The organism is Akkermansiaceae bacterium (assembly GCA_024233115.1).
In the GTDB taxonomy this organism is placed as follows: Bacteria; Verrucomicrobiota; Verrucomicrobiia; order Verrucomicrobiales; family Akkermansiaceae; genus Oceaniferula.
The window spans coordinates 344,602-364,147 of record JACKQB010000004.1 but is presented as its reverse complement, the minus strand read 5'-3'; the positions used below and the strand labels follow the sequence as shown (position 1 = coordinate 364,147).

General features: G+C 53.5%; 20 protein-coding genes and 2 pseudogenes. 10 read left to right on the top strand and 12 right to left on the bottom strand.

Annotated features, from left to right (window positions below; all coding sequences use genetic code 11):
* Positions 1–20 precede the first annotated feature (20 nt).
* The 6 genes from H7A51_12565 (at position 21) to H7A51_12540 (ending at position 5,130) form a co-directional block, all read left to right on the top strand.
* Positions 21–1,664 (top strand): heme-copper oxidase subunit III, encoded by a 1,644-nt coding sequence (locus H7A51_12565; protein MCP5537044.1) that lies wholly within the window; start codon positions 21–23, stop codon positions 1,662–1,664.
* Positions 1,665–1,705: 41 nt separating this feature from the next.
* Complete coding sequence (locus H7A51_12560; GenBank protein ID MCP5537043.1) at positions 1,706–2,044, top strand: cytochrome C oxidase subunit IV family protein; 339 nt, start codon at positions 1,706–1,708, stop codon at positions 2,042–2,044.
* Between the two features lie 62 nt (positions 2,045–2,106).
* A complete protein-coding gene (locus tag H7A51_12555; GenBank protein ID MCP5537042.1) occupies positions 2,107–2,301 on the top strand; it encodes a hypothetical protein in 195 nt (64 codons plus the stop codon).
* 48 nt (positions 2,302–2,349) lie between these two features.
* The gene (locus H7A51_12550; protein MCP5537041.1) at positions 2,350–2,547 is read left to right on the top strand and encodes a hypothetical protein; all 198 of its coding nucleotides are present in this window, start codon (positions 2,350–2,352) and stop codon (positions 2,545–2,547) included.
* 36 nt (positions 2,548–2,583) lie between these two features.
* The gene (locus H7A51_12545) at positions 2,584–3,357 is read left to right on the top strand and encodes a cytochrome c oxidase subunit II (protein ID MCP5537040.1); all 774 of its coding nucleotides are present in this window, start codon (positions 2,584–2,586) and stop codon (positions 3,355–3,357) included.
* A gap of 204 nt (positions 3,358–3,561) precedes the next feature.
* Positions 3,562–5,130, top strand: coding sequence for a glycogen/starch synthase (locus H7A51_12540; protein ID MCP5537039.1), 1,569 nt, complete (start codon positions 3,562–3,564; stop codon positions 5,128–5,130).
* Between the two features lie 70 nt (positions 5,131–5,200).
* Here H7A51_12540 and H7A51_12535 read toward each other — a convergent pair whose 3' ends face one another.
* From H7A51_12535 to H7A51_12500, 8 genes and pseudogenes are all read right to left on the bottom strand, one after another.
* Positions 5,201–5,605, bottom strand: coding sequence for a hypothetical protein (locus H7A51_12535; GenBank protein ID MCP5537038.1), 405 nt, complete (start codon positions 5,603–5,605; stop codon positions 5,201–5,203).
* 272 nt (positions 5,606–5,877) lie between these two features.
* On the bottom strand, positions 5,878–6,780 hold the full coding sequence (locus H7A51_12530) for an IS30 family transposase (GenBank protein ID MCP5537037.1): 903 nt from the start codon (positions 6,778–6,780) through the stop codon (positions 5,878–5,880).
* A gap of 531 nt (positions 6,781–7,311) precedes the next feature.
* Entirely contained in the window at positions 7,312–7,806 is a 495-nt protein-coding gene (locus tag H7A51_12525) for a lactoylglutathione lyase family protein (protein MCP5537036.1), read from the bottom strand.
* A gap of 86 nt (positions 7,807–7,892) precedes the next feature.
* The gene (locus tag H7A51_12520; protein ID MCP5537035.1) at positions 7,893–8,192 is read right to left on the bottom strand and encodes a toxin-antitoxin system HicB family antitoxin; all 300 of its coding nucleotides are present in this window, start codon (positions 8,190–8,192) and stop codon (positions 7,893–7,895) included.
* 123 nt (positions 8,193–8,315) lie between these two features.
* On the bottom strand, positions 8,316–9,185 hold the full coding sequence (locus H7A51_12515; protein ID MCP5537034.1) for a hypothetical protein: 870 nt from the start codon (positions 9,183–9,185) through the stop codon (positions 8,316–8,318).
* 128 nt (positions 9,186–9,313) lie between these two features.
* Positions 9,314–9,490, bottom strand: a complete 177-nt coding sequence (locus H7A51_12510) for a hypothetical protein (protein MCP5537033.1) — start codon at positions 9,488–9,490, stop codon at positions 9,314–9,316.
* Between the two features lie 337 nt (positions 9,491–9,827).
* Positions 9,828–10,154: pseudogene (locus H7A51_12505) on the bottom strand (hypothetical protein).
* Positions 10,147–11,133 carry a hypothetical protein gene (locus H7A51_12500; GenBank protein ID MCP5537032.1) on the bottom strand — a complete coding sequence of 329 codons (987 nt, stop codon included), beginning with the start codon at positions 11,131–11,133 and terminating at the stop codon, positions 10,147–10,149. Before H7A51_12500 ends, H7A51_12505 begins: the two are co-directional and overlap by 8 nt.
* Positions 11,134–11,326: 193 nt before the next feature.
* On the opposite strand from H7A51_12500, the pseudogene H7A51_12495 reads away from it, so the two are divergent.
* The 3 genes and pseudogenes from H7A51_12495 (at position 11,327) to H7A51_12485 (ending at position 15,661) form a co-directional block, all read left to right on the top strand.
* Positions 11,327–12,547, top strand: a pseudogene (locus H7A51_12495) (IS110 family transposase).
* Positions 12,548–13,310: 763 nt separating this feature from the next.
* Positions 13,311–14,999: an SAM-dependent DNA methyltransferase gene (locus tag H7A51_12490; protein ID MCP5537031.1), complete on the top strand. Its 1,689-nt coding sequence runs from the start codon at positions 13,311–13,313 to the stop codon at positions 14,997–14,999.
* Positions 14,999–15,661: a restriction endonuclease subunit S gene (locus H7A51_12485; protein MCP5537030.1), complete on the top strand. Its 663-nt coding sequence runs from the start codon at positions 14,999–15,001 to the stop codon at positions 15,659–15,661. Before H7A51_12490 ends, H7A51_12485 begins: the two co-directional genes overlap by 1 nt.
* Before the next feature lie 14 nt (positions 15,662–15,675).
* Here the strand turns inward: H7A51_12485 and H7A51_12480 are convergent, their stop codons facing one another.
* The 4 genes from H7A51_12480 to H7A51_12465 all read right to left on the bottom strand — a co-directional run bounded on the left by H7A51_12480 (position 15,676) and on the right by H7A51_12465 (position 18,493).
* Entirely contained in the window at positions 15,676–16,503 is an 828-nt protein-coding gene (locus tag H7A51_12480) for a hypothetical protein (protein MCP5537029.1), read from the bottom strand.
* A 335-nt stretch (positions 16,504–16,838) separates the two neighbouring features.
* A complete protein-coding gene (locus tag H7A51_12475; protein ID MCP5537028.1) occupies positions 16,839–17,045 on the bottom strand; it encodes a hypothetical protein in 207 nt (68 codons plus the stop codon).
* 491 nt (positions 17,046–17,536) lie between these two features.
* Positions 17,537–17,833 (bottom strand): hypothetical protein, encoded by a 297-nt coding sequence (locus H7A51_12470; GenBank protein MCP5537027.1) that lies wholly within the window; start codon positions 17,831–17,833, stop codon positions 17,537–17,539.
* Positions 17,834–18,073: 240 nt separating this feature from the next.
* The gene (locus tag H7A51_12465; protein MCP5537026.1) at positions 18,074–18,493 is read right to left on the bottom strand and encodes a pentapeptide repeat-containing protein; all 420 of its coding nucleotides are present in this window, start codon (positions 18,491–18,493) and stop codon (positions 18,074–18,076) included.
* Positions 18,494–18,584: 91 nt separating this feature from the next.
* On the opposite strand from H7A51_12465, the gene H7A51_12460 reads away from it, so the two are divergent.
* Positions 18,585–19,466, top strand: a complete 882-nt coding sequence (locus H7A51_12460; GenBank protein ID MCP5537025.1) for an MYG1 family protein — start codon at positions 18,585–18,587, stop codon at positions 19,464–19,466.
* The last annotated feature ends 80 nt before the right edge of the window (positions 19,467–19,546 follow it).

Below are 19,546 nucleotides of genomic sequence, written 5' to 3'. Positions count from 1 at the left end.
ACTTTTTAGCACATTTTCACATGGAAATTCCCTACATTGTAGAACCCCGCAAAGACACCGGGCTGAATAACTCCAAGATCGGTATCTGGCTGTTTCTCGCCTCCGAGGTCATGCTCTTTGGCGGCCTCTTTTCCGGATACGTCTTCCTCCGCATCTACGCAGACTATCCATGGCCCGAGCGCACGCTCCCCGTGCTGCCCGGCCTGATCAACACCTTTGTCCTGATCGGTTCTTCCGTGACGGTGGTCTTCGCCTGGGTTTCGCTGAAACTCAGACAGTGGCGCAAGTTCCAGGTCTACATGGCGATCACGATTATCTGTGCCGCCCTGTTCATGGTGCTCAAGGGCGTCGAGTATAACGCCAAGTTCCACCACCAGGCGATCCGTCTGGACGACTACACAGTGATCGAAGGTCACGCGCACGCCCAGGGTGATGGCCACGATGCCGCTGCACCCAGCAAAAACCTCAACATCACTGCCGAGTCACTGCGGGTTGACCTGCGCCGACTGGATGACGCGTATTACGAGGTCATGGGCACACAGTATTCCGAGGGTGGATTCGTCCTTGCCGATGCGGTGACCCTTTCCAATGGCAAGGTGCTGGAAAAAGGAACGCCCATTTCCAAGGCCCTGCTCGATGAGGCGGAGGAGGATTTTCTCGCCGCTGTGGCCCACAACAGCAACATCGATATCGAGCTTGGCCGCCAGGCATGGTCCGATATGAAAGCCAGGTACCCGGGTAAAAAATATTACCAGCTTGCCGAGGGCGGCAAGACACTGAACGAGCTTACCTCGGCCTATCTCAAAGGTCTCAAGGAGAAGCGCAAGGATGATTACCTGGTCGCGACGGCCAACCTGTCCTTCGTCCCAAGCTCCGGCCAGGCGTTGATCACGGTCGATCCATACTGGGGCAAGCTGAGCCGTCCGAAGGCGGGTGAAAAAGGTGAACTCAAACTCAAGGACCAGACCGTTATTTCCGGCACCACCGCTGACAGCTCCATCAAGCTGGCTGTCGATGGTATCGATTTCCGTCACACGGTGATGAAGGCGGAGGAAAAAGGGATCGATCCCGTTGCGGCCATTGACAACTCATGGCTGCTCAAGGACGCGAACATGAAGCTGATCTGGGAGAAACACAAGGTGGTGACGGCCAAACTTGCCGAGCAACTGAAGGCCAAGGACCGCAAGCCCACCGAAAACGACACCTACCGGATCAACTGGCAGGAAATCGTCGCCTTCCAGCGGATCGAGGAAAAAGGTCTCAAGATCGAGGACATGAGCCACGCTGAAATCCACAGCTATTTCCCGAACGACCTCGAAGGCTTTGCGGGTCCGGTTCACAGAAAGCCGGAGGACCACGGAAAAGAGGGTGCCAAAGGTGTCGAATACCCGGAAATCACCGTGCCCCGCGAGCAGGTGCGTTTTGAATCGGTCTTCAGCCCACGCTGGAACACCTACTACGCAACCTACTTCACCATCACCGGCCTGCACGGCCTGCACGTGGTCGCCGGCGCATTGGTCCTCGCCTATTACCTCTTCTTCGGACGTAGGATGTATAACGAGAAACCCGAGTGGCTCGCCAACCGCGTCGAAGTCGGTGGCCTGTTCTGGCACTTCGTCGACCTCGTCTGGATCTTCCTTTTCCCCATCCTCTACCTCATGTAGACTGACCGCCTACCATCCACTAACTACCATCCACTGAAACAATGGCTGACTCACCTGAAGAAATCAAAAAACATATCAAGCTCTACCTACTGATCGGAGCTACGCTCTTTGCATGCACTGTCATAACCGTGGCTGTGGCCAAATTCGAGTTTCTCGACTTTGGCGACCGTGGATTCGATGCGGTCGATGCCACCATCGGTCTTTTGATCGCTACCTTCAAAGCCACACTGGTGGCTCTGATCTTCATGCACTTGAATCATGAAAAGAAAATGGTATACTGGGTATTCGCCCTCGGTCTGTTTTTTGCAATCGCTCTGATGAGCCTTACCGGCCTGGCATTCTCTGACCCGATCCAATTCAAGGCCTTCTTCGGAAGCTAAGTTTCCCGCACACTGCCCAGCGGCGTCCACTGCCAACCATTAACCACCGACCCCTCCTGACCATGTCCCTCAAAGGTTTCCATCTTCTTTTCATCACACTGGCTACGCTGCTGTGTGTCTTTGTTGTGCTGTGGGCCTTTGTGTTGGCGTCAGCCGCCGGCACCGGCCTGAAGGTCTTTGGCGGCACCTGCGCCGTGGCCGCCGTCTTCCTCCCGCTTTACGGCATCAGCTTCTACCGCAAGGCACGGAAGATCTAGTAATCTTGGATAAGCATCCGGCATTTCCAATCCTCCGCCATCACTCCTATGACTGCACTTCCTGACACACTCGCCTGCGCCGTCTGCATGGGCACGGGTAAAGATCACCTCGACTCCGTCGCCGCCGGTTACGCGATGGTCGTCATGTTAGTGATCATCATCCCCATGCTCACCGCCATCATCTTTTTTATCGCCCGCATGGCCAAACGCGAAAACGATAACCTCGATCCCTCCCTCCGCGACTAGTCATTCACTTTTCACTATTCAAAATTCACCATTCTTATGTCTATCCTCGATTTATTAGGTCTCCCCGCCAACGGCTCCCAACACGGTGAACAAGTCGACCAGATGAACTCCGTCATCCACTGGTTGATGCTGGTTCTGTTTGTCGGCTGGACGATTTTCTTTTTTGTCGCCTTGTTCAAGTTCTGGCACAAGCGTAACCCCACCGCATCCTATACCGGTGTGAAAAACCACGTCTCCACCCACCTGGAAATAGGGGTGATCATCGTGGAGGCCGTTTTCCTGCTCGGTTTTGCCTTCCCGCTCTGGGCCGAACGTACGGATACCTTTGACCGTGTGGTCGCCAACGACCCCGACGCTCCCCGCGTGCGTGTCATTGGCCAGCAATACAGCTGGATTTACCACTATCCCGGCAACGACGGTGTATTTGGTCGTACAGACAACTCGCTGATCACTGGTGACAACACCCTGGGAATCGATCCCGCTGACCCCAACGGCGAGGACGACTTCATCTCCACCTCGATCCTCCGCCTGCCGGTAGGCCGCAATAGCATCCTCCAGGTGACTTCCAAGGACGTGATCCATAACTTTGCCATCGTTCCCATGCGTATCCAGCAGGACTGCATCCCGGGTAAGGAAATCCCCATGTGGTTCAAACCGGTCGAGAAAATGGAAACCTATGTCGTCTGTGCCCAGCTTTGTGGTGAGGCACACGCCAACATGAAGGGCAGCATGGAGGTCATCGATGCCAAGGAATACTACGATTGGGCCAAGTCCCGCAGCGACGAGGAACTTGCCCGGAAAAAGAACTAGCGCCGGCCAGCTTGGGCCGTCGCTTCCCTGTCCCGCCGTCCCATCATTGCGGTGCGATCTGTTCTTTTGTTACAATGACAGAATGAGACCACATCATCCTTGCTAGATCGGTTGAATGCCCCTAAGAATGTATCCGAAATCTTTAAATCGGATATGACTGCGAAAAATGACCCCCCCCGTCCATTAACTGAACTGGAAAAACAAATGGCTGCGGCTGCTACGGGTGCCGCGAGCGGCGTCAAGGAAAAGACAGCCTTCAACGTCGCACTGGAGGCAGCGCGTGTGGCCAAGCCAACCATTCTTGTCGTAACCCCCGAGATCACCTATCTCCCCGAGGGGATGGGTAACATGTCCCAGCGGCTCAGCGCCAAGGCCGGCGGTATGGCCGATGTGTCCGCCTCCCTGGTGAGCGCTCTTTACGATCAAGGGGCTGACGTTCACGTGGCCCTTCCCAACTACCGCAGGATGTTTAACGAGGGGGTGAAAAATATCCACGACCGCGAATACCAACGCGTCAGGGACAACCTCGGCAAAGACCGCATCCACCTCGCCGAGGACCGGATTTTCTATCACCGCGACGAAGTCTACGCTGGCGAAAACCTGCGGATGGCGCTCGCATTCATGCGCGAGGTCTGTAACCACATCATCCCGCGCGTGAAGCCGGACCTGATTCACTGTAACGACTGGATGACGGGGCTGATTCCCGCCGTTGCAAGACGTAACAACATCCCCTGCCTGATTACCATTCACAACATCCACACGGAGAAAGTCTCCATGGCGGAAATCGAGGACCGCGGGATCGATGCCGCCGAGTTCTGGAACCACCTCTACTTCGAAAACCCTCCGTATTCCTATGAGCAATCACGTGAAGGAAACTTCACCGACCTGCTCGCCAGCGGTATCTTTGCCGCCGATCACGTCAACACGGTGAGTACCACCTTCCTCTATGAAGTCGTCGAGGGCAAACACAGCTTTGTCCCCGATTCCATCCGCAACGAGCTCTCCAGCAAGCTCTACGCCGGTTGTGCAACAGGTATTCTGAATGCGCCGGACGTTTCGTATGACCCGACCACTGATACGGCTCTCGCATTTAAGTATGACCATGAAAACGTCATGGAAGGGAAGGCGATCAACAAACAGAAACTGCAAGAACGCTGCGGACTCAATGTGGACCCCAATGCCCCCATCTTCTTCTGGCCGTCCCGCCTGGACCCGATGCAAAAAGGATGCCAACTCCTGGCCGACATCCTCTATCAGTTGGTTGCCGACTACTCCGACATCGGCCTGCAGGTTGCGATTATCGCCAATGGCTCGTTCCAAAAACACTTCCACAATATTGTCAAAATGCACAATCTACAGGGGCGCGTGGCGGTTTGTGACTTTGACGAAGACTTCTCACGCCTCGGCTACGCCGGTTCTGATTTCATGATCATGCCGTCCCGCTTCGAGCCGTGTGGCCTGCCCCAGATGGTCAGCCCGAAATACGGCACCCTCTCCGTGGTCCACGATACCGGTGGTATCCACGATACGGTGGAGCACATGCACCACGATTGCTCCATGGGCAACGGCTTCCGTTTCCAGCATTACAGCTCCGCAGGCCTGCGCTGGGCGGTCGACGAGGCCGTCGGCTTCTACCGCCGCTCCTACGAGGAAAAAGAAGCCACGCTCTCCCGGATCATGCGCGAGTCAGCGGAACGTTTCAACCACAGCACCACCGCCGCCGCTTACATCCACCTCTACGAGAAAATGCTCGGTCAGAAGGTGGGAAAATAAGAATAGCAGTCTTCTCCAGATTACCCGCCGTGGTATTTCCTTCTGGCAAGGCTCTAACGAAGATCGCCAGCTACTCGATTTCGGCCCACTTGCAGACGCGTTGCAGCCATTGACGGTAAGCCTTTGCGGGATCGGGTGGAAAATAATAATGGTCACTTGCCTGGTAGGGTTCGTAGGGTTTTCTGGACGACCAGTTTGTCACAAGCGTTCCTACCACTCTGCCGGTCTGCGTATCGAGTACCGGACATCCTGCGGGCAGTCTGTCCTGGTACTCCTTGGTGCGGGTGAGCACAGTTAGGGTAATGGACCCCATGGTGGTCGTGTATGCATCTGCTGTAGCGGCACTGAATAACAGCGTGCCCTCGTCCCTCCGCCCGTCCGGGTGAATGGCGACAAGGCGGTGCCCCGCTTTGAGCCGGAACGCGGCATCGTATGGCAATACATCGCCGGATTTCTTTCCGGGGTGGATAAACACACTGGTGCGCGGAAGTTGGAAGATTTTTGGTTTGGAGGCCAGTTTTTCACCAGGCAGTTTCTAACTGTTATCGAATAAATGTTAGGACGAAGCCTGCATTGCTGTTCGCGTTGACCCATGACTAGTTTGGAGGGGGGGATTTGCAACTGATTTGTTCCAATTTTTGAGAATTTTCTGGCTTGCGCCGATACGAAGCGTAGCGGAGTGAGGGGCAAGCCAGAAAATTCTCAAAAATTCCGGAAACCCTCCCCCCTGATTACTTGCTTTTCTCCTTAGTTTTTCAGCAGGTAATGCTCCAGTTCTGATGGAGACTTGAAGCCCAGCGTTTCTCTTGGCCGCTCGTTAATTTCCGCAACGACTTCAGCCAGCTCTTCCGCGTCAACCCCTTCCAATGAACTCCCTTTGGGATAATATTGCCTCACGAGTCCGTTGTAGTTTTCCACGCCTCCTTTTTCCCAGGAGTGATACGGATTGCAAAAATACGCCTTTGATCCCAGCTTCTCATCCACTTCCCCGTGCAAGGCAAATTCCAGCCCGTTATCATAGGTCAGTGTTCTCACCCGGTATCCCCCCAGTGCCCCTACAATCGCCCCGGCCGTTCCTTTTGCCCCCTTCCGATCCATGTGCACAAGTAGCCCCAAGTGGCTTTTCCGCTCGTAAAGGCTTAGAAAATACCCCGTGCCCTTCCTTCCCTCGATCAAGTCCGCCTCCCAGTCACCGTAACGATCCCTTCCATCCACTGCCGGCGGCCTCTTTTCGATCCCCCTGCGATTGAGTATTTTTCCCTTCCTCTTGTCTTTGACTCGTCTCTTGTAACGCCTTTTCCCGCTGATCCGAAGATGCTTGTAGAGCTCTCCGTCGTTGCGCTTGTCCTCAATGACATACTGGTAAATTGCCTCCGTGCTCACAAAAACCCCCTGCTTGTGCAGCTTGCCGCTGATTTGCTTGGGGCTGTGCTTTTTGCCAAGCCTCTCAATGACCTCCTCCTCTACCTTGCCGACCACCACCATGGGCCGGCTGGGCTTCTCTCTTTTCCTTTTAGTCGCTTTCTGATGCGCCTGCTTGGGTCGATACCCCTTTTCCCCGCTGTTTCGCGAAAGCTCCTTGCTGATTGAGCCTTGGGTTGCGCCTATTGCCCCGGCTATCTCAGCCTGGCTATATTTGGCTTTCTTCATTCGGTAGATTACGTTACGGTCTTCTTCACAGAAGTGGCTATATGGTTCTCGCATTGTTCTTTTTTGTTGAAAAACAACGCTAACAGATTATGTAGTCACTTCTATTCTAACATTATTCGATAACAAAAAAAATCCGCCCCAGCTTCATCACTGAAGCGCGTGTTTTTTCCACCTGCGGACGTGTCCCTGCTGGCGACAATACAGAGTGAATTTCTATATTGCACGGCATAGGCAGTTGAGATTTTTCCGTCGGCCTTAAATGCCTTGTATGGCCGTGCCGATTCCGGTGTTTCCGCTCGGAGGTACGGTATGAATGTCAGCAGTAGGGCAGGGAGAATGCAGTGTTTCATAGGACTCAGGATATGGTTTGGCATGGTGGTGTCAAGTTGTCGGCAAAACCGCAGCATCCATCACATCTCCACCCGTTTCAAAATGGTGGCCTTGGCGGGGTCGCTGTCTGTTAGGTGGGCGATGGCGTCGGCGTCGACGCGTCGCGGGCGGCAGCTTGGTTGCGGCTTCTTGTTAGCCAAATCAGTATGCGCCTGCTGAATACGTCAGCTCATAACTATGGGTGTAGATCTCGAATACCAGGCCAAAGGGATCCTCCACATACACCATCTTGAATGGTTTTTCGTTCGGATAGTATTCCCGTATGGGCATCCGCTGCTTGCCGCCGTTTGCGACGATCTTTTTGACCAGAACCTCAATATTGGGGTCCTGCACACAAAAGTGAAAGGTGCCGGTCTTCCAATACTCGAATTCCTTCGGCTTCTCATTGTTCTTGAACTCAAACATCTCGATCCCGATCTTGTCGCCGGTGGATACGTGAGCGATCTTGAAGGAGTCCCAGCCTTCGCCAAACACATCAATACACATCTTGCCAATAGCGGTCTCGGACTCCTCTTTCACAACCGTCGGTTTCATGATCGTATACCAGCCCATGACGTTCTCGTAGAACGCTACCGCCTCCTCGAGGTTCGGGACTGAGATTCCGATGTGGGAGAATGTCTTTGGATAGGTGCTCATCATTATTTCGGGCGAATGCGCTAGTACAGCCACCCCCCCCTAGCGAGGGCGAGCTGGGGTGAACGGATTCATGGTTGAAGTTAACGCTAATCTTGACTGCTCGGTGGGTAGGGCGTTGGCCTGCTGCGCCTTTTCTTTTTGTAGTTCGGGGGGAGTTCATCGCCGGGATCAGGTGGGGCGGAGGGAACCTTGCCCATGATCCGGTCAAATGCTTCTAAATCGGCACGATCGGCACGCGAACGTAGATAATCGACTGTGTCCAGTGACGACAACTTCTCTGCGGCGGCAGTAATAAGAAACTGGTTCATGGAATACCCCTCCTTCAAGGCGAGATCTTTAATCGCGCTGTGAAGTGAATCTGGAACTCGTATTGATAGTGTAGCCATAAGGTATCAACGTCATAGCGCAGCCAACCCCTACCGAGGGCGGGCGATGATGAACGAGTTAATGGTTGTAGTTAGAGGAAACTTGACTGCGAGGCGGGTATGGGGTTGGTCTGCTGCGCATTGTTAGCCCCTACGTTGGTCAAAGGCTTGCTTGAGTAGATCACCGATCAGCTCCTTATGAGACTCTATATCCTTCTTGCTCAATTTGATGCGGTATGCACCCCAACGCTTATCGTAATCCAGAATGTCGAGGTTGGCATCCGCTATTGCCTTGTCCATCTCTTCTGATTGAGGAAGCCGAATATCTGCATTCAAAGCACTCTTGCGCGGACGCAACACAGCGAAATTCATAGATCTTCCGTCGATCATGAATCCAACATAATGCTTGTTGTAATTAAGCTGTGCAGAAGGAGCAAAAGCCTGGGTGATCTCGCAAAGCTGGTCTGCCATCGCTACCGTTTGCTTCGTGCCGCGCTTGGTCTCCCAGTAATTTCGGTCGGTAGGCTCGGCTGTCTCTTCATCGTCATCAGCGTATCCAAGGCGAACGGTATCCAAAACCTTGGTGAACTGCAAACCCACGCCTTCCGGCGTCTCGATGGCAGTCACCTGAATCGCCATGAGTGGTATAAATCCGTTGAATAGACTTATGACATTGAGAAATCGGCTGGTGATATCCTCAGCGATGATCACGCCTATATGATCGTATTGCGGAAACTTACGCTTCTCTATATCCCAGTATTCCAAGGTGCGAATAATGTGGGATTCGTCGGACGCTCCTAGCTGAATCTCAACTTCGTAACGCCCATGTCCCTCCTCGTCTTGGAGAAGCAAATCGAGGCGACCGAGACCGCGGTGAATCCGTTCCTTGTCCTTCACAACCACATCGCCCAAACCAATAATCGAAGGGTCATCCGCAATCACAGTCTGCAGCCACCGCTCATCAAGGGTAGGGTGAGTCTTCAGATTGATCGTCTTTAGTTTAATGTGCTGCATATTTTTAGGCTAACTAGGTGTTTAACTTACACTGTGAATCTGCTCAATTCCTTTATCACTGTCTAGCAGAAAATAAACGCCCTGGATTTTTCCATTGGAAAATCACGTGGTTTGTGGGCGGTGGTCGTTCAAACCTCCACGCGTTTGAGGACGGCGGCCTTGGCGGGGTCGCTGGCTGTCAGGTGGGCGATGGCGATGGCGGTGCGGTGGGACTGGACGTAGATGATGCCCTCCACGGTGGCCTCGTCCGGCGCCCATTTTTGCACCAGGTTGGCAATGCCGGTGTGGATGGCGATGACTCTCATCACCGGAGTATTGACCGAATTTCAGACGGGTGGAATCACGAAATGGGTGTGGTTTAAGTGCCCCGACATGTCGGGGCGGCTCCCTTCGAGAGCCGTGCCGACACCATTGCTACACCGGTTGAGCGTGCACATGCTACGAACGCTACTACGGGACAGACCTTCTGTAAACGATGGGCTATCTCCCTTCGGTCGGTTGTTACCCTAACGGGCCGAAAAGCCCCGCAGGCTAACAAGAGGCAACTAGGAACCGCCGTGCTCCCGTGCCTGCGGGATGGTCGGTGGTGTGGGGGGCGGGAGTTAAAACCTCCCGCCTACCCGATTCGGCTTTCTTGATTTGCTCTGGCAGCGTGCCGTGCTTCAACCGATACTCGTATGTCTGGTCTGTCCGACATCGGTTGATGATAGTGGTGACCTCGACGGGCTCACCCATCGTCCAATAAACCAAGCCAGCTTCATCAAAATAGGTGATCGGCTTCCTGTAGAATCTCGCCTCGTAGCCATGCGCTCTGATGTTGTGGACAAGATCCACAAAAAGACCTTCGTCCACTCGCTCACGGACAATATACTCGTGGGGCCACGTCGCCGCGTATGTCTTGGCAAACGTCCACTTGACGCTGTCTATAAACTCTTGAAGGTCTGGTGGAAATGGAACGGGGTCATTCATGGTCGATTGATTCGGTAGCGGCCTGCGCACGGGATAACCAGCACTGGCGCATCATATCGAAACGCTCCAATATGGCCTCAACGACAGCATCCTTCTCTTCGGCTGGTGGGAGATCGAAAGCGACAACAAAGCTGCCATCCGTATCGGTCGAAGTGAAAATCCCCTCCTTCGATGCCCATGACTCCAATGCTGCCTGCACTGCATCGGCCTGCCCCCAACTCGATGGGCTAAAAACAGCCCACAGTGGGGTAATGCCGTGCTTCTTCCACAGGCGAAAGTGGAGGCCAAACCAAGCACCGGCCTGGTTGTCTTCGTCGGCGTTGCCTGCAAAGTAGGTATAACGACCAATTCTCTCTGAGGATGCTTGGGGTCTTGTGCCCTTGTGATCGATAATGCCTCTCGTGACACCCAGTGTGGACGCCTCCTCCCAAATTGCGTTCAACTGGAGAACTAAGGCAGGTGATCTCTGATCGGAAAGCTCCTCTCGCGACAGGGGGGAGAAGGCATCGAGATCAGCAGCGTCACACAGGGATCGCAACTGAACCAAGTCCCCTCTGGCTTCGGGATCATCAATAGTCTCATGCTCCAACGCCGAAAGCACATTGTCCCAAGAGGTGACTGCCAGAATAGGGCCAATGCTCGTCCGTGCGGAGGAATGGATGCCGACTGCATCCTGTAGGCCGTCGAGTGAAAGTCCTGAATCGAACACGCGCCGCTGAAGCTCTGCCCAGATCGTATGCTGGCGTGGCGTCGGCGCAACGACGAGTAAGATTGAGGGTCTTGAGTATGTCGCCAGTTGCTTGAGGTAATTGACGGGCTGATTCTCGGTCAAACCCGCCCAGAACTTGTTCTCGATGAACACCCGAGGTTCGTTCCCTTCGTAGCCCCACATGTCAGGCCGGATTACACCTTCTGCCTCCTGTGTCCTGAACTTGAGCGCAGCTAGGTCAGGAATCAGGCCGCAGAGAAGCTTCCTCATGCCGTTGCTTGCTGCTGGGCTCGATTCCAGAATGTAGGCGAGATTATATGGCTGAAGCTCGTGGTGATTCAGCCGGTAATGGTTAAGTTGACGGTGTTACCGCTGCCGCGTTTCTCGCGGGCTAATCCGGTAGGAGCAGAGCCGCATATTAAGCGCGTTAGCGTCATTAACAAAAGCAAACAACGATAACACCATGAACAAAACATACTACATCGGACTCGATGTCCACAAGGAAACAATCGCCATCGCCCACACTTTCAGCGGCTCCCGCAGTGAAGCCGTTTATTACGGGGAATGCGGCGGCAGCAACCTCGCGGTTGAGCGTGTCCTACGCAAACTCGCCAAACAGTTCGGAGTCAAACTCCGGGACCTCAAGGTTTGTTACGAGGCCGGGCCGACCGGTTTCGTTCTCGCCCGCAGGCTCATCCAGCTCGGGGTCGACTGCACTGTCATGGCACCCTCCAAAACCGAACGTAGACCCAATGAGAAAATCAAGACCGACAAACGCGACGCCAAGCTCATTGCCAGGGCTTTCCGCAACGGTGACATTTGATGCTCCCCTCCGGTCGCACTCCTACGGAGCACGTCGCTGTGCTCCTGTCCATCTCGCCCACTCGATTCCCCGGTGCGTATCCCGCCCGCCCTGGACGAGGCCGTGCGCGACGTCTGCCGCGCCCGCACCGACGCCTCCGACGACCTCGCCCGCGCCAAGCAGCGGCTCAACTCCTTTCTTCTGCGAATCGGTTTCAGCTACTCCGGGAAAAGCAAATGGACGCCCGCGCACATGCGATACCTGCGCGATCTCACCCTGCCCAACGACGCCCACAAGGTTGTGTTGGAGGAATACATGCAGGCCATCGACACCTGCATTGAGCGCGTCACGCGCCTCACCGACAAACTCAAGCAACTGCTCCCCGACTGGGAATGGGAGCCCGTGGTGCGCGCACTGATGGCTTTCAAAGGCTTCCAGGAAGTGGCCGCCATGACCGTCGTCAGTGAACTCGGCGACCTGCGCCGCTTCGAACACCCGCGCAAGTTGATGGCTTTCCTCGGCCTGGTTCCGGGAGAACACAGCAGCGGGTCAAAACGGCGGCAGGGAGGCATCACCAAATGCGGCAATGCCCACGTCCGCTGGATGCTGGTGGAGTGTGCCCAGCACTTCCGCCGGGCACCCAAAATAAGTGGAGCCCTCACCACGCGCCAAATTGGGCAGTGCAAGGAAGTCAAAGCGCTCTCGTGGCGTATGCAGAACAGGCTCTGCAAACGTTACCGCACACTGCGGGCACGGGGAATGCGCGACTCCAAATGCGTGGTGGCGGTCGCCCGCGAGCTTGCGGCCTTCATCTGGGAACTTCAAAACAAGTGCGGACTTGCCATACCCGGGTCATCCGCAGCCACCATGCAGAGCCATTAGACCGCCGGCAGACTTCATTTTTTAAAACCGCCCCAATCCCGGGCGGGGGGCGGTTTGAAAAAACAAAGACCGCCTCCAGGGAGGAGACGAGACCTCCACACCCAAAAAGAAAAAGACAAACCCATCAACAAACCCGACGGCAGAACAGAGGCGGGGAACAGCGACAATCAACAAACAGGCGCAAGGCCGGCACTCGATGACGTTATGAGCTAGTTTCGCGAAAGCGGGATGAGCGCTCGATTCGAGAGAGAGTCAAAGGCCACCGGTGAAGACAAAAAACTGAGGTAACCCCCTCCTTCGTCAAGACTACGGAGGGCACGGCCAGTCCTCGCATATTTGATTCAGACAGGCAGGGCATTGCCTGTCTTCACCCTTCGGGCTTCGCTGCGCTGCGTCCATAATGCTCGCGCATTATTGCATACCACGTCTGCGCGAAATGCACACCACGCCCGCAAGTTCCCCGCTTCTATTCTGCCGTCACCCTCAGCATCGCAACCCTACCATAACCATGTTAGATAAATATAAGAACACCCACTTGACAAATCATCAGCCATATCAACGTCAAAGCTGAGGCACCTGCGCACGAGAGCGCGGTCGGCCAACACGAAAGCTGCACGATCCGCCTGAGCGCGTCAACTCGGGGCGGGGCGCAGGTTGCTCTCCAGCGCCTTGTTGGGCATTGGTTGTTCCCGTGGGGAGTGTTCAAATGATGAGAATATTCTTCTTGACGACGGACGTCGCGTGATTTATGACAGGCGTCACAATGAAGAAGATCGCAAATCCTGCGCTCCAAACCCTGCGCCAGACCCTACAAGACAAATTCTTCTACAAGGCGGCTGACTTCGATGGTCGCACGAAGATTCTCACGATTGGCGAAGACCATGGAGGCATCCGCGACAACGCACTTTGCTTCGAGGTTTACGCCGGGGCTCCATTCGTTCTCTTTGTGGCGTCCGGAGCCAAAGCTACGAAAGCGCTTCGCCAGTGCGCTTTCGATTATGCGTTGGCGACAGAAACCATCGGAACTGTGGCCTTCTTCGATCAAGAAGCAGAAGATTTCGACACATTCAGAAGACGCTTTCGCGATAGTGAATTCGAAGCCGTCAAAGGCATCGAATATTATTACAAAGGTTCCGCGGGTGGCGAGATGCGCTTGTTCGAAGACTCTGGCGAATACAAAACGAAGGGTGAACGCGAAGATTCAAAGCTGATTCCGATCACGAATAAGCTTGAAGACCTATTCTTCGAAATTCACTCGGTAATGCGGGATATCGACGGGCTCCACGCCGATGCCGCACTAGAAGAACTCTGCAAGCTCCTCTACCTGAAATCTCATCTTGAGGAGCAAGCGGGCAGTCTGCCTTTTTCTCCCGTCAAGACAGCGTCATTCGGCACTGTAGAAGAATATGCATCTTGTCTCAGAGGGCTTTACCGAGAGGCCATTGATTATGATCTCCGAGTGTATCGGCTGAAAATTCCAGAATACGAACGTTCCCGAGGCGTGTTCAATCTGCCGATCTTCCTCTCAAGCGCGGCTCTAGTTAAAGCCTTTCAGCAAATCGAAGACTTTTCACTCTCTCGAACGGATGCCGATCTTAAGGGACGGGCATTCCAAAAAGTCCTCACGAAGTCAGTGCGTTCAGGCATGGGTCAATACTTCACGCCAGTGCCAGTCTGCCGTTTAATGGTCGGCATCACTAGCCCATCCAGTTCAGATCTCGTCCTTGATCCTTTCTGCGGTTCAGGCCACTTCCTAACCGAGTCTCTTGCTCACGTGCGGCATTCGGCATCGGATCACACGAAGGAGTATCATGAGTTCGCATTCGGAAAGCTGCACGGGATTGAAAAGAGTGACCGAATGACTCGGGTAGCTATGACCGATATGCGATTGAATGGGGATGGTCATTCAAACATTCGATGCACCGATGCGCTTTTGGACTTCCGCAACTACCCCGATATCAAGCCCGAAAGTTTCGACCTAATTCTCACGAATCCACCTTTTGGATCAATTCTTGGCGTGGAGGCATTTTCTGCTCTTGGGCATTTCGAGCTTTCTGAGAATCGGAAAAAGGTTCCTCTCGAAATCGTCGGATTAGAGCGGGCAATTCAGTTCCTGCGACCTGGTGGGCGTATCGGAATCGTTCTTCCAGAGAGTGTCTTTAGTGCTGAATCGTGTAAGCACGTTAGAGAATGGCTTTCGAATCATCTCGCAATTCGAATTGTGATCGACCTTCCAAACGAGACATTCGCGCCTTTCGGTGCCAACGTTCGAAGCGGGGTGCTTTTTGGACGGAAGCTTAGGCCGGGTGAAAAATCTGAGCCGAATGCCAAGGTTTGCATGATTCGAATTGATAGCCTTGGATACGATGCGTCTGGCAGAGACACAGGTGGCTCGGAAGCAGAGAAGGCGGTCAAGGTAGCGTCGGAATTCCTCAGAAAGGAGGGTTGGTAATGAAAACTAGAATTATATCGGTCTCCGACCTCACAGAAGTTGGAAAATGGAGAGCTGACCTCCACGTTCATTCGGACTCAGAGATCAAATCTGATCGCTTCGAACTACTTGCCATCAGTGAAATAGTCGTTGAGTCGAAGCAGGCAACAGCCCCCGCCGACGTAGATGGAAAGTTCTACTACATCGGACTTGAACATGTCGAGCCTATCACTGGTGACGGTAACGGGATTGAACTTGTTACAGCGGAAAGTGTTCGATCTCGGTCGAAGGTGTTCGAGGAAGGCGACATTCTTTATGGACGCCTTCGTCCCTATCTCAGGAAAGCGTTCTACGTGGAAGGGCAATACAAGCAAGGGCTCTGCTCGACAGAGTTCGTCGTCTTAAAACCAAAAAAAGACATGGTTCTCCCGCTATTCCTGCGGGAAATTCTAGTGTCTGACATGGTGACTGAGCTCGTCACGCGTATGCAAGGAGGCGCAGCGCTCCCCCGAATCTCATCGAAGGATCTTTTAGGTATCAAGGTTCCAGTTCCACCGTTGTCCTACCAGATGGAGTGTGTTGCCAAGATTGAGAAGGCTCGGTCTCAGCGCCATGAACTATTGCAAAAGATCGAAGCGCTATCGAGGGAAGGAAGTCGAGTTGTTCAAGAGGTTTTCTCGTAGTCTACTCAACGCAGTCACTTGATGGCTTTCGCGACTCTCGGAAAGTTCCTTGCCATGAAATCGATGAAACGGGCTTTCGTCGCGTCTGACGCGTATTCCCGTTTGAGGATTTCTTTCCCCTTGCTGCCCCGTGAACCAAGCATTCGGAGCAGCCCACCAAAGTTTGCGGCATACGATACACCTGAACCCCTTGAAGAGTCTGGACCAGTCCTTCTTTCCCGGATGCCCGAAGCGTTAAGTGGCTCGCCAATATGGGCGCAGCGCGAAGCGCTGCACCCATCTGGACATGCTCCGCGTGCCACAAATGTTCCGCCGCGCTCCAAATGCAACGAATCTCTTACCTTGGCGATCGGAAGCGCGTAGCCGACGAAATAGTCGAGTATTGCAGGGTAAACGTTCTTCGAGTCTTTTTCGAGTTGCGTCCAATCCCAGAGAAAAACCGCAAGCAGTTCGTCCTGGGCGAACTCGTGCTGAAGTCGGTCAAAATGGGCTTTTGATTCGTCCGCCGAAGCAACCATGGATTTGACTTCAATTCGGAACAGCTCTCCCTCCTTTGTTGCAGGATTCCAGTCCTCGTCCGTCAAAACACAAGCGAAGTCATTGTATTCGTGACCGTAGATCCACCCAAGCTCGTAGTCGATGCCGTCTTCAGCCTTCAGAATTCGATTTACGTGAAATCCCCACAACGCTTCGACCACACTACCCATGCCGCTTCCGATGCGACCTCCTCGCGTCACGAATATCTTTTGCGTGAAGGCATTTACGGCATCAATCGCTGAATGCGTGCTTGTGATTACTTTTTCAGCGGCTGCGTGCGCGTGGTCTGCGGGTTTGTCTGGCATTCGTGTCTTCTAATTTTTGCCCAACGTCAAGGATCACCCACACCTTACCGACAACGGGGGTGATAGCAAGCTAAAATCCCAAGCCACCAACCCCGTTGACTCGTCAACGGGTAAGGTGTTGGGTGCATCCGCTTGTTCGGTATTGGTTACTGTTCCAAATTGGACGGCCTCCATACATGAAAAAATTTTATGCGGAGATATTCGCGTGTTATGCGCGAAATCAAAAGAAACGATCAACGATAATATTCAATATGCCGACTCAAAATTGGGATATTATATAGTGAGAGTCCAAGTTAAAGAGGGTTATTATCATAAGCTAATGAATCGAGATATAATCATTCAGCGTTTTGATAGGAATAGTAATACATGGTTTGATTGTCTTCCGCCTTCATTTCGATCTCCTGAATGTCAATCTCCTGAGAGTCTAGAAAAAATTTGCGACCAACAGCAGGAGGCGGAAAAGAAGTAGATTTAAATCCAGACGACGTTTCTACTACTTCGTGCGAATCATCTTCGCCATTAGTTTTAACAATAATAGTCATGAGAAATAATAGTGAAAAAAGAGAGGGCGACAATTCTTCGCCGAACAGTGTTATTCGTTGACTCGGATAATAGGAGCTTACAGATGCTTGACCGTTTAGGATGATTAAGCAGGGAGCGGATACCCAATCTAATTACGAGGATAGTATTGTGTTAAGTTGAGGTGGGTCAAACAAAAAAACTGATAGGCTTTGTTGATTTTCTGGATTGCCGTTATTCCCGGTGGTATTATTACGGATTTCATTTTAGTCACAGATCATTGATGGCTAGCTTGTTTTAAAATGGTGCTTTTCGCTACTACGGGACCGCTACTACGGGACAGACCTTCTGTAAACGCGCGGACCTTCTGTAAACGCACGGCGGGATGGCGGTTGCAACCCACGCCTTGTTCGGCTTCTTGGTTTAGGGAGGGCGTGCAGTTGGTGCGGTTGTCGGACCATTGGGAACTACATCATAGAAGATGAGTATGTATGCGAGTACTGCGGCGAATTTGTCAGGTGCCGGGTGGATGTAGCTTCGGATGAGCCTCCAAGTCGTGGTGATCGTAAGCCGTCAAAATGAACATCTCAATCAGCAAAACCGTAATCCATCGCTTCCGACTCAAATGAACTATCCAGCCAACAAGCTTCTCGTGAGTATCACAGCTATCCAGCTTAATAGGGTAGCGCTCGCCCTTGGGATCAATGATGATCTCCGACCCTTCAATCTCGCAAGCAAGCGCTCGGTCGATCATGCTGTCATAAAACGCATCAATAGATTCCTTGGCGTTCTTAGATCGGGGATTGTCCATATTGGTATTCTTAGTTTTCGGCCGAACTAGGTGTTTAACTTACACTGCGAATCTGCTCAATTCCTTAATCACTGTCTAGCAGAAAATAAACGCCCTGGATTTTTCCATTGGAAAATTACGCGGTTTGTTGGCGGTGGTCGTTCAAACCTCCACGCGTTTGAGGATGGCGGCCTTGGCGGGGTCGATGGCTGTTAGGTGGGCAATGGCGATGACTCTCATCACCGGAGTATTGACCGAATTTCAGACGGGTGGAATCATGAAATGGGTGTGGTTTAAGTGCCCCGACATGTCGGGGCGGCTCCCTTCGAGGGCCGTGCCGACACCATTGCTGCACCGGTCGAGCGTGCACATGCTAAAATCAGCCCCCCTGAGATCAGCCCCATGGAATTCCGCCAAATAAATATGGGCGTCGTGAAAAAGGGCTTTTTTCAGAATCGACCGATGGAATAGGCAGCTGCCCAGTTCACAACCAGAAAAGTCCACTCCCGTTAGATCTAGGTCGGAAAAGTCCGTGCCCCAGAGGTCTGTTCCGAACTCCAGCATTACATCCAGCTGACGCCCCGCCTTTTGCTCGGCTTGTAGATAGGTAATGACTATCATCCGCTCTATTCCAGGTGCCAATTGCGCCAGGCAAAGTAACAGGATGAGCGCGACTTTCATATTGGGCAATCTATCACGTGTTACTAAAGATGCACGCCGATAAAGGTTGAGGTGGACAGGAGTGTCCACTCTCCCTATGGATGCGCCCCGTATGTCCATCCACACCATCATCACCCATCCTGGCGGCGCGCATAAGGATGATTTTCTTGCCTGCAGTATCATGGTAGCCCTGCATGGAGCCCCGATCGTGCGGCGAGAACCTTCCGATGATGAACTCAACGATGCCCATGTCTGCGTCATTGATACCGGCGACCGGCACGAGCCGGAGTGCAACAACTTCGACCACCACCAGTTCCCGCGCGACCACACCCCGACCTGTGCACTCTCACTGGTCCTGAAACACCTCGGTCTTTACGATGACGCCAGGTTGTTCTGTGATTGGTTGGAGCCTGCCGAGTGGTTTGATTGTCGGGGTCCTAACAAAACCGCCGAATGGTTAGGTGTCGGGCGCGATGTCATAGGCAAGCTGGGCTCACCCATTGATATTTCGATGCTGACTCGTTTTGCACGTGTCTCGCCATCGGACCAACTGCAAGCGGGTGACCCCGTTTACGAACTCATGCGCTTCATCGGCGAAGACCTGCTGGATTACCTGAAAGGGGTGAGGGAAAAAATCGACTTCGTGGCCCGACACGTCGAACGCTGGACCATCACTGCGGGCGGGGAGACTTTCGAGGCTCTTTTCCTGCCGCGCACGGAAACGGGCATCGACGATTCATCAGGCGGCCTTGCCCGCTATATCCTGGTCAACGGACTGGATCAGGAAATAGCCGCCATCATCTACCCCGATAGCCGGGGTGAGGGGTTTGGTCTCGCAAGGTTCAATGACCATCCCCAACTCGACTTCACCCGGATCGGCTCGGCCGGTGATGTCCACTTCGCCCACAACAGCGGCTTCCTCTGCAAAACAAGCGCCACCGGTCCCGACCGCCTGAAGGAGATCCTTGCCGGGGCTTGGAGTGCGGTGACTTAACACCGCTTTCTCCTTGCCTCGACCCTCCCCAAAGCGGAGGCAAGCCGTCCGCACTCCAGGACACGCGATCTAACGGATGA

What these genes read in the sequence shown, in the direction of transcription:
- H7A51_12565 (MCP5537044.1), top strand. Translation starts at nt 21, where the DNA reads ATGGAAATTCCCTACATTGTAGAACCCCGCAAAGACACCGGGCTGAAT.
- H7A51_12560 (MCP5537043.1), top strand. Translation starts at nt 1,706, where the DNA reads ATGGCTGACTCACCTGAAGAAATCAAAAAACATATCAAGCTCTACCTA.
- H7A51_12555 (MCP5537042.1), top strand. Translation starts at nt 2,107, where the DNA reads ATGTCCCTCAAAGGTTTCCATCTTCTTTTCATCACACTGGCTACGCTG.
- H7A51_12550 (MCP5537041.1), top strand. Translation starts at nt 2,350, where the DNA reads ATGACTGCACTTCCTGACACACTCGCCTGCGCCGTCTGCATGGGCACG.
- H7A51_12545 (MCP5537040.1), top strand. Translation starts at nt 2,584, where the DNA reads ATGTCTATCCTCGATTTATTAGGTCTCCCCGCCAACGGCTCCCAACAC.
- H7A51_12540 (MCP5537039.1), top strand. Translation starts at nt 3,562, where the DNA reads ATGGCTGCGGCTGCTACGGGTGCCGCGAGCGGCGTCAAGGAAAAGACA.
- H7A51_12530 (MCP5537037.1), bottom strand. Translation starts at nt 6,780, where the DNA reads ATGAAGAAAGCCAAATATAGCCAGGCTGAGATAGCCGGGGCAATAGGC.
- H7A51_12525 (MCP5537036.1), bottom strand. Translation starts at nt 7,806, where the DNA reads ATGAGCACCTATCCAAAGACATTCTCCCACATCGGAATCTCAGTCCCG.
- H7A51_12520 (MCP5537035.1), bottom strand. Translation starts at nt 8,192, where the DNA reads ATGGCTACACTATCAATACGAGTTCCAGATTCACTTCACAGCGCGATT.
- H7A51_12515 (MCP5537034.1), bottom strand. Translation starts at nt 9,185, where the DNA reads ATGCAGCACATTAAACTAAAGACGATCAATCTGAAGACTCACCCTACC.
- H7A51_12510 (MCP5537033.1), bottom strand. Translation starts at nt 9,490, where the DNA reads ATGAGAGTCATCGCCATCCACACCGGCATTGCCAACCTGGTGCAAAAA.
- H7A51_12500 (MCP5537032.1), bottom strand. Translation starts at nt 11,133, where the DNA reads ATGAGGAAGCTTCTCTGCGGCCTGATTCCTGACCTAGCTGCGCTCAAG.
- H7A51_12490 (MCP5537031.1), top strand. Translation starts at nt 13,311, where the DNA reads ATGAAGAAGATCGCAAATCCTGCGCTCCAAACCCTGCGCCAGACCCTA.
- H7A51_12485 (MCP5537030.1), top strand. Translation starts at nt 14,999, where the DNA reads ATGAAAACTAGAATTATATCGGTCTCCGACCTCACAGAAGTTGGAAAA.
- H7A51_12480 (MCP5537029.1), bottom strand. Translation starts at nt 16,503, where the DNA reads ATGCCAGACAAACCCGCAGACCACGCGCACGCAGCCGCTGAAAAAGTA.
- H7A51_12475 (MCP5537028.1), bottom strand. Translation starts at nt 17,045, where the DNA reads ATGACTATTATTGTTAAAACTAATGGCGAAGATGATTCGCACGAAGTA.
- H7A51_12470 (MCP5537027.1), bottom strand. Translation starts at nt 17,833, where the DNA reads ATGGACAATCCCCGATCTAAGAACGCCAAGGAATCTATTGATGCGTTT.
- H7A51_12465 (MCP5537026.1), bottom strand. Translation starts at nt 18,493, where the DNA reads ATGAAAGTCGCGCTCATCCTGTTACTTTGCCTGGCGCAATTGGCACCT.
- H7A51_12460 (MCP5537025.1), top strand. Translation starts at nt 18,585, where the DNA reads ATGTCCATCCACACCATCATCACCCATCCTGGCGGCGCGCATAAGGAT.